This is a genomic window from Streptomyces sp. NPDC003248, from assembly GCF_055563235.1.
Map to the genome: position 1 here is coordinate 232,929 of NZ_JBVHDT010000006.1, position 13,349 is coordinate 246,277.

Genomic DNA, 13,349 nt, shown 5'->3' on the forward strand with positions numbered 1-13,349 from the left:
CCGTGCGGGGATACGCATCCACCGGCCTCAAGGAGCCGTCGATCACCGGACAGGGCGCCCGCGTCGGGAGTTTCGCCCGACGTCACCTCGGACGGAACGTAAAGCTGGGGAACGTCAGCCAGTAGCCCAATCCGGGCATGGTCCTTTACTTCCCTTACTTTTAACGGTCTCGCCATTTTCATCGAACCAGTCCATCGCCCTGACCTGGTCTTCGAGATCTGTTCGCTCTTGGAATAGTTTGGGAGGCCAGCATGTTTTCTTGTTCGCCTGCGTACGATGCATTGCCTTGACGCTCCTCATCTCCGCACGGCTGAGATTTGCGCTGAGCAGCAGGGCGTCGGAAAGGTCGGCCCTTCGAAAGCTGGCAGTTTCAAGGTTGGCGCCCGTGAAGTCAGCTCCACGTAAGTCGGCGTTGTCGAAGTCGGCACCCAGAAGTTCGGCGTCACGGAAGCTCATACCCCTCAGATCTAGACCAGTAAAATTAGCTCCATTCAACTTCTTGGCAGTGAAGTGCATCCCCTCCAGCGAACGCCGCCCAGGGGTAAATCCGGGAATACTTTCGGCGATCTCGACGTTGGCGCGCCAAACTGCTCGTTCCTGTGCCGCCACAAACCCACGTTCCAAAAACAACACACTCAGTCCAACGGCGAAGCCCGTGATCAGGCCACCTCCCATACCGGAGAGGACCTCCACTCGTGCTGTCGTCCCTTCTGGCCCTTTGGCCATGCGCCACCCGTAGATCGCCAGTGCGACTCCGATGCTGATCAAGGCGAGTACAGCGGCCAATTGCGCCGGGCCAACACCACCCATGATCTTCCCTTCAGCGAGACGGTCAGGCACCTTGATCCATCACCGGGCACTTCCTTCTTGCAACGAGCCAATCGGATGAAGGGGTGGGCTCGCGCCGCCGACTGGTGATGCTCGCCAAGACGTGCCGACTCCTGACGGGAACCACCGGGAGCGCAACAGCAGCGGATCTTGTCAAGTGCGCCTGTGGCGGCTGACACCACCGCCTGACAGTGAGGAGATTGGCCATGGCATCGCTCGGAGGTCTGACTCTCCGCCTGACTGACGCTTCGGTTGTCCTTTTGGTGCATCGTCGGCCTGCCGGGCGGTGTCGTGGCGCGTGGCCGGTCGGACTTCCGTGACTACATAGGAGCCTGGCCAGAGGTCCCATCACTGTCTTGTCCGTCTGCCCGACCGGCCCGTGCCCTCCCGCTGGTGCGTTGGAAGGGCAGCACACAACGCCCGGCTCCGGCGGGCGCCACCGGGTCAGCTCATTTCTCGCGCGCCTCCGACGCCCCGCTCGCACTCGTCTGGAATTCGCGTTCGGGTCCACGCACGTTGTTCAGGACATCCTTTCCCTGACGGTCCACCAGTCGCGTGACGCTCTCCTGCAATATGCCGAAGATGATGGCCCACGCGATGATCTGAGGCCCGCTGTCCAGGTTCGAAAGGCCTGGGATGAATCCGCCGTGTATCAGGACGAGGCCCATCAGGGCGGCCAGGGCGCCCACCGGGATCCGGAGGAGCACCAGCAGCAAGGGGACCGAATACGGGGTGGAGGTCCCCTGGATTCCCTTCAGGGACACCGCCGCCGCGAAAGCCGCCGCGGCCGAACCGAACACCATCACGATCAGCATGTCCTGGCCGGTTTCCGTGGTGCCGATCGGGCACACCTGCGGCTTGGCCGGATCCGGGGTGAAGCAGATGTTCGACGCGATCGACGACGGGGACAAGAAGCCCCATAAAATGAATGTTCCGGCGATCACCGCCGTGGCGACCACGGACGCCATCAGGATGTTCCTGAAGCTCCGGGCCCTCGCCCGCTCCTGCTCCTCTGCCGTCTGAGCGGCCAGCAACGTCGTGACGGCGAGTTCGCGCATGTCCTTGCTGAGCCTGTGACCGTTGGCCTGGAGCAGCTCTTCCAGTTTGACGCGCCGAGGGTCCTCGTCGCCCAGGTGCTGCCGGGCGTTCGCCAGCACGAACGGCCCCAGTTCACCCAGCTCGTCCTCAGGCGTGAGGCGAAGAATCTTCGCTTCGGCCCGGTGAATGTTGGCCAATGCGCGATCGATGTCCGACCCGGAGATCATGGACCAGGGGTTCCTCTTGCGATCGGCCGCCTGCCGTGCCGCGTTGAGGTGAGTTTCGATCTTGGTCGCGATCTCTTCCTCGTGCGGCTCGAAACCGTGAGGTCTGAGCGACTTGATGCGGTTGAGTTGACACTGGAGTTCCGCCACGTGCGCAACGGTGCGCTGCCACCATGACGACCTGGAGTATCCGGCCACGTCCTTGTCCGCATCCAGAAATGTGTTCCTGGTGGACGGCATGGCTTCCGCCTCCCCTCGACGCCGCGCTGACGGGCCGTCCGGTCCGGACCGGCGGACGCGCGTACTACGCGCCGTCGCCGGCCTCCCTGTGCATCCCCGCGCACAGTGCCCGGATGACGAAGACGTTGACGGCCACCGGCGTCAAGGCCCACAGACGACGAAGATCATCAGTGCTGCCGCGAAGACGGTGGTACCGGACGTGGGCCCGTGCCACGGGCGCGGATCGGCGTCGGCCCATCCGGGGCGGGTGGCGTCACTGGACACGTCGGCCTCCCTGGGGTGGCAGGGCCGTCCGGTCGGCAGAGCGTCCCGGACCGGATCGCACTCTCGTCCCAGCGTGGCACGACGGCACTCCGTCGGCACTCCGAAGCCGCGCCGCGCCGGGCGCCACGGCCGGAGCGTTCCGGCTCCGGCCGCTCCGGCCGCTCCGGCCGCCGCGACCGGAGCGCCGCACTCAGGGACGCCTCGGTCAACGACACAGCGGTCAACGACACAGCGGTCAACGGCACAGCGGTCGACTCGGCACCCGCACCGGAAAGCCGGCTCTCTCCTCGGCGGTGAACGGCTGGTCGCCGATCAGGTCGCACAGTTCGCGCCGCCACTGCGCGGGGTCGAGGCGCAGGGGTCCGCCGCCGTTGTTCGCGTCCTGGTAGATCACGTTCTTGCCGTCCGGGGTCATGTCGCGGAAGACGTACGAGCCGTCCGACAGGATGCCGTCGGAGGGCGCGCGCCCGAAGTCGTACGACTCGCGGGAGACGCTGCTGCCGACCTCGTAGATCCGCACGGAGCTGTTCGCGGCCACGGCGAAGCCGCCCTCTGCGTCGATGAATCCGGCCACGTACGGCGTCGCGGAGGTCTCGGACACGCTGCGCAGCGGGCCCAGTTCCTTGCGCAGCGGGTCGCGTCGCCACAGTTCCACGATGCCGCCGCTGCGCAGGACGGCGAAGTAGCGTCCGCTGGGGTCGAACTGCGTGGCGACGGCGTCCTCGGGCACCTTCACGGTCGTCGTCGTGCGTCCCGTCCCGAGGTCGACGACACGGACCGTGCGGTCGCCCCAGAGGAGCACGGCCACCTGGTCGTCCCCGGGGTAGAGGGCGACGTGCGTCGACGCCGGGGTCTCCGCGCCGGGGCTCTTGGCGATGAGCGTCTTGATGTCGAACTGGGCCAGTTCCTCGCCGGTGCGCGCGTTCCACTGCTGCACCGTCGTCCCGGAGACGGTCACGAGGTGTCCGTTCCGGTCGAAGAAGTAGTGGAAGTCGGAGGTGGACGGCGGTTTGGGGACGGTGATCCGGGCCGTCCTCGCCAGTGTGGACACCTTCCGGACGGAGAGGGTGTTCTCCGCGTCCCAGTCGGCCAGGAGGGTCCGGTCCGGGTTGAGCACGAGCTGGTAGCCCTCGGGGTACCAGTACGGTCGCGGGCGGCTCGCCTCGGCCAGCGGCGGGTCGACGGCGGTGGCCTTCACGGAGTGGACCTGGAGGCTCGCGCCGTCGTCCACGAGACTGATCATCTCGCCGCCGTCCGCGCTGAGCTTCTGTTCGCTCACGTGGAGGACGTTGGGCTCGGTGGGCAGTTCGACGAAGTTGATCAGTGAGTCGCCGTGTCCGGCGACGTACAGTGAGCCGCCGCTGGACACGAGGTCCCACGCGGTCGCCGTGACCTCGCCGAGCTGGGTGGCCTGGCTGATCAGCTCGCCCTGGGAGAGGTCCACCAGCGACAGGGTCTCCCCGTCGGCCGTGGCGATGCGACGCCCGGTCGGGTCGACTCCCTCGGTCTGGCAACTGCCGTAGTCCTCCTCGTCGTAGCGACGCCCCTGCTGGGCGCCGTCGGAGATCCGCCGCAGGGTGTACGACGCGGCGGAGTCGCCTCTGTGGCAGACGACGACGGACGACCGGTCGCCCGAGACCAGGACCTCGTCGGCGTCGCGCACGACGGTCCGGCTCCTGCCGGTGGCCATGTCGACCTCGGCCAGGCCGATGCGGTAGTCGTCCCCTTCGAAGGCGGAGGTCTCCACCAGCAGGCTCCGGTCGTCCTGGCCGATCCACAGTTTGCCGCTCGTGTCCGCCGGCGCGGGAACCGTGCCGCCGACGGTGCCGCGGTCCAGGTCCCACCAGACCAGGCCGTCCTCCGTGCGGGCGGCGACGATCCGTCCGTCCGTGGACATCGCGAACCCGTTCCTGCTCTCGAAGGTGTAGACGAGCAGGTCCTCCACCGGGGGCAGTTCGTGCACCGTGCCGATGAGCCGGTCGGCTTCCGGGTCCACCTCGAACCAGCCGGCCGTCTCGTCGTCGCAGATGAAGGCGACACGGCTGCCGTCCGCCGACACCATGACTCTGATCACCGCCTTGCGGGAGAACTGTTCGCTGCGCACGGTGCCGGTGAGGGAACGCACGAAGAGCGTCGCGCGGCCCAGCGTCGACCGGGCGAAGACGACGTTGCCGTCCCGGCTGGTCTGGAACTGCTCGACCGTCCCGAGCAGGCCGGAGAGCACACGGGTAGAGCTCGAGAAGGCCAGGTACTGCCGCAGCAGCTGACTGCGCGCCTCCTGCGTGGGCGCGGTCTCGTACGCCGCGAGCGCCAGCTTCACCGACAGCACCGGGTCGAAGTCCGCCTGGTCCTGGGAGAACTGGGTCAGGGAGCGGGAGTCGGCGAGCGCCCGGCGTTCCTCGCTCTCCTGCCGCGTGTACGCGAACAGCGTGCCGAGCAGCAGCGCGAGCACGGCGAGGATGCCGAAGCCGGACCTGAGCGCCCGGCGCCTGCGGGTGCGGGTGCGGTGATGTGCGCGGCCGAGTTCCAGGTACTCGTGCTCGGCGGCGGTGAGTTCGGCTCCCCGGTCGTCCAGCCAGGGCCGGGCGCTCGCCAGGGCGGCGGCGGTGGGCAGCAGTTCGGGTGAGCGTCCGCCGTCGTCCCAGCGGCGCCGGTCGTGGTGCAGGGACTCCCGCCAGATCAGGAAGGAACGGTCCTCCGCGGCCCAGTCCGCCAGTTTGTCCCAGCTGGAGATGAGGGCCTCGTGGGCCAGTTCGACGGTCTCGGTGCCGTCGGCGTCGCGGCCGGTGACCAGCAGGCGGGTGGTGGCGAGCCGTTGCGCGACGCGCCATTCCGCGTCGTCCAGTTCGGTGCGCGTGACGACCCGCCGGGTGACACCGGCCGATTCCAGGGGGACGCGGATGAGCTGGGTGAACAGCCGGCGCGCCGCCTCCTCGTCGGACTCCGGGACACGGGTGGCCCAGACCTTGACGAGGTGGTCGTGCAGGGCGCCGGCGACGCCGCCGATCTTCTCGTAGGCCGCGTGGGTGAGCCGTCCGTGGGTCTGCTGCTGCTCCCGCCAGAGCTGGTCGAGGGCGAAGCCGAGCAGGGGCAGCGCACCGGGTTCGGCTCCGGTGTCCTCCAGGATGCGGTCGACCAGGTGGGGCTCGTAGTGCACGCCGGGGACGGCGTCCACCGGCAGGGTGACGATGTCACGGAGCTGGTCGGCGTGCATCGGGCCGAGGGCGTACGCCCGCCGCCCGTCGAACGCGTGCCCGAGGCGCGGGTGGGCGAGGACCGCGCCCAGGAAGTCGGCCCGCAGGGTGGTCAGGACGCGGACCGTGTCCGGCAGGGTCTCGTCGAACAGCACCCCGGCCAGATCGTCGACGGCCGCCGCGTCACGCGCGAGCAGTTCCTCGAACTGGTCGATCACGACCAGCAGCCGCCGGCTGCCCTGCCGCTTCAGCAGCCGTGGGACGGCATCGGCCAGGCCGTGCTCCCGGGCCAGGACCCGGGTGAGCGTGGGGACGCGGTCGAGCCGTTCCGTCTCGGACAGGCCGGGCTCCAGCAGCGACAGCAGTTCCAGGGCCAGGCCGGCCGTCGGGGTGCTGCCCGCCGAGGGCCGCAGCACGATCACCGAGGTGCCGTCCGGCCGCAGCCTCGGTACGACCCCGGCCCGGGCCAGGGAGGACTTGCCCGAGCCGGAGGGGCCCACGATCGCGGTCCAGCGCTCGGCGGCGACCATCCGGGCGACCGCGTCGGACTCCGCCACGCGGCCGTGGAAGACCGCGGCGTCGGCCTCCTCGAACGCCGACAGCCGTCGGAACGGCGACGGCGGCAGCACCAGGGGCCGCAGTGCGGGCCAGGCGTCCAGCAGACCGGCCGCCGGGATCAGATAGCTCGCCGGGGGCTCGCCCTCCTCGGCCAGCGCCATCATGCCGACGACGCCCTTGAGTTCCTCGTCCCACACCGGGCTGCCGCTGAAGCCGCCTGACACCCGGTAGCCGCCCTCCGCCAGATCGGCCTGGACCCATCCGTCGGCCTGCCGCGCGCGGAGCAGGGCCGAGTGCCACACACCGCCGGGGCGACCCACGGGGAAACCGAAGACCCGGGCGGGGTGCTGCCACACATCCGGTTCGTCCACCAGACGGACGGGCCGGCTGCCCGGCACCACGGCGCTCAGGCGCAGCACGGCCACGTCTCCGGCGCCGGACGGCTGCGGGGGAACCCGGTGCTCGACCCTCGCCGTGACGTGCGGCGCGCCGGCCCCGGCACCGTCCGGCGTGCTTCCGGCCGGGGCCCGGAGCAGGGGGAACGTCACCTCGATCCGGGCGTGGTCGGCGGGCTCGGTCCCCGGGGCCGTGCCGAGCGCGGCGTCGATGACGTGCGCGCAGGTCAGGGCCAGCTCGTCGGTGACCAGGAAGCCGAGCCCCACCGGCTCGCCCCGCTGGTCCCGGATCCGGAGCACGGCCGCGTCCAGGGCGTGGATGCCCGCGTCGGCGGGGGCGGAGGCGGAGGCGGAGGCGTGGACGGGAGCCGCAGGCGCCGGGGAAACGGCAGCCGCAGGCGCCGGGGAAGCGACAGCCTCGGTCGCCGCAGAAGCGACGGCCTCGGGGCCCGTAGAAGGAACGGCCTCAGGCTCCGCGGGAGCAACGGCCTCGGGCTCCGCGGAAGCAGAGGCCTCGGGCCCCGCGGAAGGAACGGCCTCGGGCCCCGTAGAAGCAGCAACCTCGGGCCCCGCAGAAGGAACGGCCTCAGGCCCCGCAGAAGCAGCAACCTCGGGCCCCGCAGAAGCAGCGGCCTCAGGCCCCGGGGACTCGACAACCTCGAACCCCGGAGACTCGACACCTCCAGGCCCCGGGGAAGAAGCCGCCTCAAGCCCCAGAGACGGAGCCGCCTCAGGCCCCGGAAACGAAGCCGCCTCAGGCCGCAGGGAATCAGCCGCCGAAGCATCGAACCCGGAGGGGTCGGGCGTCGCCCGGCCCGGCCCGATCGCCGTCACGGCGTGGGCTCGTCTCTCGTCGGGGCGCCCGCGGGTTCAGCGGCGGGCTTGTGCCAGACGAGAGCCACCTTGAAGTTGGCCTGCGCCGCGGTGCTCGAGATCACCACATCGGCTTCGGCCGACAGGGCCAGACCGAACTCGACGCTGATCTCGTCGGGCGTGCGGGCCATGTCCCGGAAGCCGTCGACGAAGTTCTGGGCGACCGGTCTGACCGCGGCCACCATCTCGCCCAACGAGCGAGTGGCCCGCGCGACGACCTGCCCCGGTCTCGCGACCCTGACCAGGCCGTCACCGTTCGCCTCGATCTGGACCTTCACCACCTCCGACGCCCCGTCCGCCCCGCTGACCGGCACTTCCACGAGATAGGCCACCGCTTCCCCCCTTCGTTCGCGCCCGCACACTGTCGGTCCGCTGTCCCGCACTGTCCATCCTGTACCTCAACTCCGCGTGAGTCAGCGGGTGTTCACCCATCCTGTGTGGCGATCCCGTGGAGGTGTGCCGACCACCGGGGTTCACCGGGTCGCCGGAGCGAACACCGAAGATCACGTTGTTCGAGGTTGTGCAGGTTGTGCGATGTCGTGTCCGTCACCATGGCCGGGGGTGCTGCAATGCTGATGAAATTCCGCTGATGTACGGGACCGGGGGCCGAAACGAGAACGAGAACGAGAACGGGAACGGGAACGGGAACGGGAACAGCAACAGGAACGGGAACGGGAGCGGAGGCTTCACGGTGGATGGGGGAACACCTTCGCTGCTTCGGATCGCGCTGCTCGGACCCTTACGGGCCTGGCGTGGTGGCACGCCGCTGGACCTGGGGCCGGTCCGGCGGCAGGCCGTACTCGCCGCGCTGGTGCTGCGCGCGGACACACAGGTGAGCCACGAGCAGTTGCTCGACGACCTGTGGGACGGACGGCCGCCGGGATCGGGCCACAAGGTGCTGCCGAGCCATGTCCACCCCCTGCGCAAGGCACTCGACGTGGCGGGCGCCGGGCCGGCGGAGTCGGTGATCCGCAGCGGCAAGGGGTGGTACCGCTTCGTCGGCCACGGGGTGCGGCTCGATGTGACCGAACTGGACGAACGAGCCGCCGAGGCACGGCACGCGAGGACGTCCGGCGACGTGACCACCGCGATGGACCGGTTCTCCGAGGCGCTCTCCCTGTTCGACGGCGAGCCCCTGACCGGCCTGCCGGGACAGCGCGCCCGGGCGGACCGGCGGCGGCTGCTGGAACGCCGGCTCTCGCTCCGGCTGGGGAGACTCGAGTGCCTGGTACTGCTCGGCCGGTCCGCCGACACCCTGGACGAGCTCGCCGCCCTGTCCGCGTCCGATCCCCTCGACGAGTCGGTACTGGCGCTGCGGATGCGCGCGCTGTACGGCAGCGGACGCCAGGCGGAGGCCCTGAACTCCTACCAGGACATGAGGGCGCGCCTGCGCGAGGAGCTCGGCATCGATCCCGGCGAGGAACTGCGCCGGACGTACGACGCGGTGCTGCGCCAGGACGACGTACGCCTCCTCGGTCCGGCCGCCGTACGGCTCCGCACCCCACGCGCCACGGCGCATTCCACCGCTCCCCCCGCTACCGCCCCTGCCCCCGCCCGGCCGCGGCGCGCGGTCAACGACCTGCCGGGCGACGCCGGCCGTCTGATCGGGCGGGAGGCCGAACTGGCCCGGCTGACCGCGCCGTCGGATCCCGCAGCCGTGTCGATCGTGACCGTGGACGGTACGGCCGGGGTCGGCAAGACCGCGCTCGTCGTCCGCGCGGCCCGTGAGCTCAGTGCCCAGTACCCGGACGGCTGCCTGTTCATGGACCTGCGCGCGCACAGCACGCAGCGGCGCCAGTCGCCGGAGCAGGCGCTGCAACGGCTGCTGCGGTCGCTCGACCCGGCCATCGGCGAGTTGCCGGGCGATCTGGAGGAACTCACCGCCGTCTGGCGCGCGACGACCAGCCCGCTACGGCTGCTGCTCGTGCTGGACGACGCCCTCGACGCCGATCAGATACGGCCGCTGCTGCCCGCCGGGGCGGGCAGCCGGGTGCTGGTGGCCGGGCGGCGGCGGCTGGCCGGACTGGACGCCGACCGACGGGTCACCCTGGAGCCCCTGGCCGGCGGGGACGCGGTGTCCCTGCTCCGGCACATCATCGGGGAGGAGCGCGCGGGCCGGGAGCCGGAGGCGACGCGCCGGCTGGTCGGGCTGTGCGACGGGCTGCCCCTGGCGCTGCGCATCGCCGGGTCGCGGTTGCAGAACCGCGCGACCTGGACGGTGGAGTACCTGGTGGGCCGTATGGCGGGCGACGAGCACCGGCTCGGCGAACTGAGCGCCGGGGACCGCAGCGTGGAGGCGGCCTTCCGGCTGTCGTACGACCAGCTCGCACCCGAGCAGCGGCGCGCGTTCCGCGTCCTGGGTCTGGCGCCGACGGTCGAGTTCGACGTGCTGACGCCGGCGGCCATGCTCGGCCGGCCGTCGTACGACACCGAACGGCTCCTGGAGAGCCTGGTCGACACGAGTCTGGTGCAGGAGCCGCGGCCGGGCCGTTACCGGCTGCACGATCTGGTCCGGGTGCACGCACGGCGCGTCGCGGAGGCCGCGCCCGCCGAAGCCGCCGCCGCCCGCCGGGCCGCGTTCCGCCTCTTCCTGGACGCGGGGCGGACCGCCAGCGACTGGGGCGCCGCCGGTTTCCCCACCGGGCCCGGGCCCACGGCGACGCCGTTCACGGACTGGCGGGACGCGGAGGGCTGGCTGGAGGCGTACGGCAACGAGCTGTCCGACGTCGTCGGACACGCCGCGGCCCTGGGCGAAGCCGACCACGCCTGCTGGCTCGCCGAGGCGTTGTGCGACCACCTCGTACGGCAGGGCCGCTACCAGGAGAGCCAGACGGCCCTGGAGATCGCGCTCGCGCACGTGGACGAGGCCACCGACCAGCGGATGGCCGCCGCCCTGCGGAACTGCATGGCGTACACCGCCATCCACCAGCGCCGGTACAGGCAGGCCGGCGTCCACGCCGCCGAGGCGCTGGACCTCAGCCGGCGCCGTGGCGACCCGGGGGAAGAGGCGCGGGCCCTCCTCGGCCAGGGGGCCCTCAGCCTGAGCGTGGGTGAGGGCGACCGGGCGATCCTCCACTGCTCCATGGCGGCGGACCTGGCCGGCCGGCTGCGCAACGGCTGGGTCGCCTGGATGGCGTACGTCATCCTCGGCCTCACCCACCAGTTCCAGGGGCGGGACGAGGAGGCGCTGGCCTGCTTCGCCGACGCCCTCGCCCACGCCCAGGAGGGCGGCAGACCCCACATGCTCGGCAGGGTCCTGAGCTGCGCCGCCGACGCCCACCTCCGCCTCGGCCACTACGGTGAGGCCAGGAGCCGGTTCCGGGAGGCGATCGACCTGGCGGAAGAGGTCGGGGACGTCTTCCTCCGCGCCCGCAGCCTGACCCGGCTGGGTACGGCCGAGCAGGGCGCCGGGGACACGAGCGCGGCCATCGCCCTCCACCACCAGGCCCTCCTCCAGCACCGGCTGCTGTCGCCGCTCACCGAACCGAGCTACGACTGGCTGGAGATGGACATCCGCAGCCGACTGGGCCACGCCTACGTCGCGGCGGGCCGCGTCCGCGAGGCGAGCGCGCAGTTCCAGGCCGTGCTCGACACGCGCGCCCGCGCGCGCCCCGCCGGCCGTGGGCCGAGGTCGGGCGAGCGGCGGTGAGACCGGCCGGGGCCCGGGCGGCGGGCCCCCTGTCAGGCACCCCTACGGCGCTCCGGGCCCGTCGGGCGTCATGGACCGGAGCCAGCGCGTGAAGGCGGCGAAGGCGGCGAAGTCGGCGTCCGTGAGGCCTTCGGCCGGGTCGACGCGGTGCAGCAGTGACCGGCCTTCGTGTTGGCCGGAGACCCAGAGGCAATCCACGGGGCCGATCTCGTCGTCGGCCCAGATGAACGGGCGGCCGCCGGCCCACTCGACGATGCGGCGGGTCTTCCAGTGCAGGCCGCGCGGGGCCGGGTCGGCGGGCGTCTCCAGCCACCTGACGACGGGCAGGGGCGGCAGGCCGATGCGCGGGGCGACGGCCTCGTTCGCGTCGTCCATCCAGGTCGTGGCCCACACCAGGTCGCACCCCAGCGCCAGCAGGCGTGGGCCGACGGCGGGGTCGAGGCGCTCCAGCAGGGGGTTCCGCGGGCCGGGGGACGCCGTGGGAGGGGCGGCGGCGGGGGCCCTGCACGGTCGGCCGGACGGCGGGCCGAACGGGATGAGCGGTCCGTCGACGTCGAGGAAGAGAAGGGGGCGCTCCGTGCCGGCCGAGCGGGTCACCGCGTGCCGCGCCCCGGCGGAGCCGGTCACCGCGCGCCGCGCCCCGGCCGAGCCGGTCACCGCGCGCCGCGCCCCGGCAGGGTCCCGCGCCGGGTCCCGTCCGTGGTCGCTCACGTCCGTCCGCTCCTTCCGGCCTCGGTGGCCGGCAGCCTAGTGCGAGGTGCCGGCCGTGGGGCGGTCGAGGTGGTCGAGGGTCACGGCCCGGGCGATCAGGCCCGCGAGCAGGCGGGTGCGGGGGATCATCCGCGTGGTGTCGACGTGCTCGGTGTCCGCGTGGGCGCCTCCGCCGACGGCGCCCAGGCCGTCCAGGGTGAGGCAGCCCGCCGCGGCGGTGTCGTTGCCGTCGGAGGCGCCGCCGACCGCGGTGTCCCCCGGGGGTTCCTGGCCGAGGTCCTCGGCCACGCGGCGGGCGAGGGCGAAGAGGGCGGCGGAGGCGCGCGGTGACAGGGGCGGCCGTCCGGCGCCGCCGCGGATCTCCAGGCGCGCTCCGGGCGTGCGGGGGGCGAGGGCCCGTACGAGCTCGTCGACGCGGTGCTGCGCCGCCTCCGTCGGTACGCGGACGTCCACCGACACCCGCGCCAGGGCGGGCACCGTGTTGCGGGAGCTGCCGGCCGACAGCAGGGTCGGGGTGACCGTCGCCGCACCCAGTACGGGGTGGGTGGCGGCCGCGCCCACCGCCGACCCCAGGTCGGTCAGGGCCAGCACCTGGTGGGCGGCCTCGACGGCGGCGTTCACGCCCTTGTCGGGTTCCTGGCCGGCGTGTGCGGCCCTGCCGTGGACCACCACCTCGTACCGCGAGGTGCCCTTGCGTGCCGTCTTGAGGGTGCCCTCGGCGTCGGCCGCCGCCTCCAGCACGAAGGCGGCGGCGCAGCGCCGCGCGGTCTCCTCGACGAGGTGCCGGGAGGTCGGGGAGCCGACCTCCTCGTCCCCGTTGACCAGGACGCACACCCCGTCCGGGGAGGGCAGCGAGGCCAGGGCGTGGAACATCTGCACCAGGCCCGCCTTCATGTCCAGGACCCCGGGTCCGCGGGCGATCCCGTCGGTCACCGACCAGGGGCGGGAGCGGAGCGAGCCGAGGGGCCACACCGTGTCGTGGTGACCGATCAGCAGCACGCGCGGGGTGCCGAAGGTCCACCGCAGGTGGGTGACCCCGTCGACGACGATCGTCTCCGGTTCGGCGCCCAGGAGTCTCGCGCTGAGGGCACCGACCACCTCGGCGCTGCGCGCCACCGCCGCGTGGTCGGCCGAGAAGGATTCGCAACGGACCAGTTCCCCCAGGTCCGCGAGCATCGTCGGCAACAGCATGAGGTCCTCGTCTCCCTTCCCCGCCCCTGGCGTCCGGGGATGCCGGGTCCCGTGGCCGGCGGGAGGCGGAGCCCGCTTCCCCGCGCCGGGCACCACCGCCCCGCTTCCGACGCTAGGCCCTGTCCTCAAGATCCCGCCCGCCTGGCCGGTCGGGGGGCTGCTGTCCGGGTCGAGCGGAGGGGAA

At 72.0% G+C, this 13,349-nt stretch carries 7 protein-coding genes; 1 reads left to right on the forward strand and 6 read right to left on the reverse strand.

Translation table 11 applies throughout. The features are described 5' to 3' along the window. Positions 1-114 precede the first annotated feature (114 nt). From ACZ3KJ_RS17155 to ACZ3KJ_RS17170, 4 genes are all read right to left on the reverse strand, one after another. The gene (locus tag ACZ3KJ_RS17155; protein WP_467527728.1) at positions 115-840 is read right to left on the reverse strand and encodes a pentapeptide repeat-containing protein; all 726 of its coding nucleotides are present in this window, start codon (positions 838-840) and stop codon (positions 115-117) included. Positions 841-1,277: 437 nt separating this feature from the next. Beyond that, entirely contained in the window at positions 1,278-2,330 is a 1,053-nt protein-coding gene (locus ACZ3KJ_RS17160) for a hypothetical protein (protein WP_467527730.1), read from the reverse strand. Positions 2,331-2,829: 499 nt separating this feature from the next. Then, positions 2,830-7,041 (reverse strand): nSTAND1 domain-containing NTPase, encoded by a 4,212-nt coding sequence (locus ACZ3KJ_RS17165; RefSeq protein WP_467527731.1) that lies wholly within the window; start codon positions 7,039-7,041, stop codon positions 2,830-2,832. Between the two features lie 530 nt (positions 7,042-7,571). Next, entirely contained in the window at positions 7,572-7,946 is a 375-nt protein-coding gene (locus ACZ3KJ_RS17170; RefSeq protein ID WP_467527733.1) for a CU044_2847 family protein, read from the reverse strand. A gap of 359 nt (positions 7,947-8,305) precedes the next feature. On the opposite strand from ACZ3KJ_RS17170, the gene ACZ3KJ_RS17175 reads away from it, so the two are divergent. Next, on the forward strand, positions 8,306-11,263 hold the full coding sequence (locus ACZ3KJ_RS17175; RefSeq protein WP_467527735.1) for an AfsR/SARP family transcriptional regulator: 2,958 nt from the start codon (positions 8,306-8,308) through the stop codon (positions 11,261-11,263). Positions 11,264-11,305: 42 nt separating this feature from the next. Here ACZ3KJ_RS17175 and ACZ3KJ_RS17180 read toward each other — a convergent pair whose 3' ends face one another. Both ACZ3KJ_RS17180 and ACZ3KJ_RS17185 read right to left on the reverse strand, forming a co-directional pair. Then, positions 11,306-11,860: an HAD domain-containing protein gene (locus ACZ3KJ_RS17180; protein ID WP_467528068.1), complete on the reverse strand. Its 555-nt coding sequence runs from the start codon at positions 11,858-11,860 to the stop codon at positions 11,306-11,308. A gap of 150 nt (positions 11,861-12,010) precedes the next feature. Then, positions 12,011-13,150 (reverse strand): M20/M25/M40 family metallo-hydrolase, encoded by a 1,140-nt coding sequence (locus ACZ3KJ_RS17185; RefSeq protein ID WP_467528070.1) that lies wholly within the window; start codon positions 13,148-13,150, stop codon positions 12,011-12,013. Positions 13,151-13,349: the final 199 nt, after the last annotated feature.

What these genes read in the sequence shown, in the direction of transcription:
- ACZ3KJ_RS17160 (WP_467527730.1), bottom strand. Translation starts at nt 2,330, where the DNA reads ATGCCGTCCACCAGGAACACATTTCTGGATGCGGACAAGGACGTGGCC.
- ACZ3KJ_RS17185 (WP_467528070.1), bottom strand. Translation starts at nt 13,150, where the DNA reads ATGCTCGCGGACCTGGGGGAACTGGTCCGTTGCGAATCCTTCTCGGCC.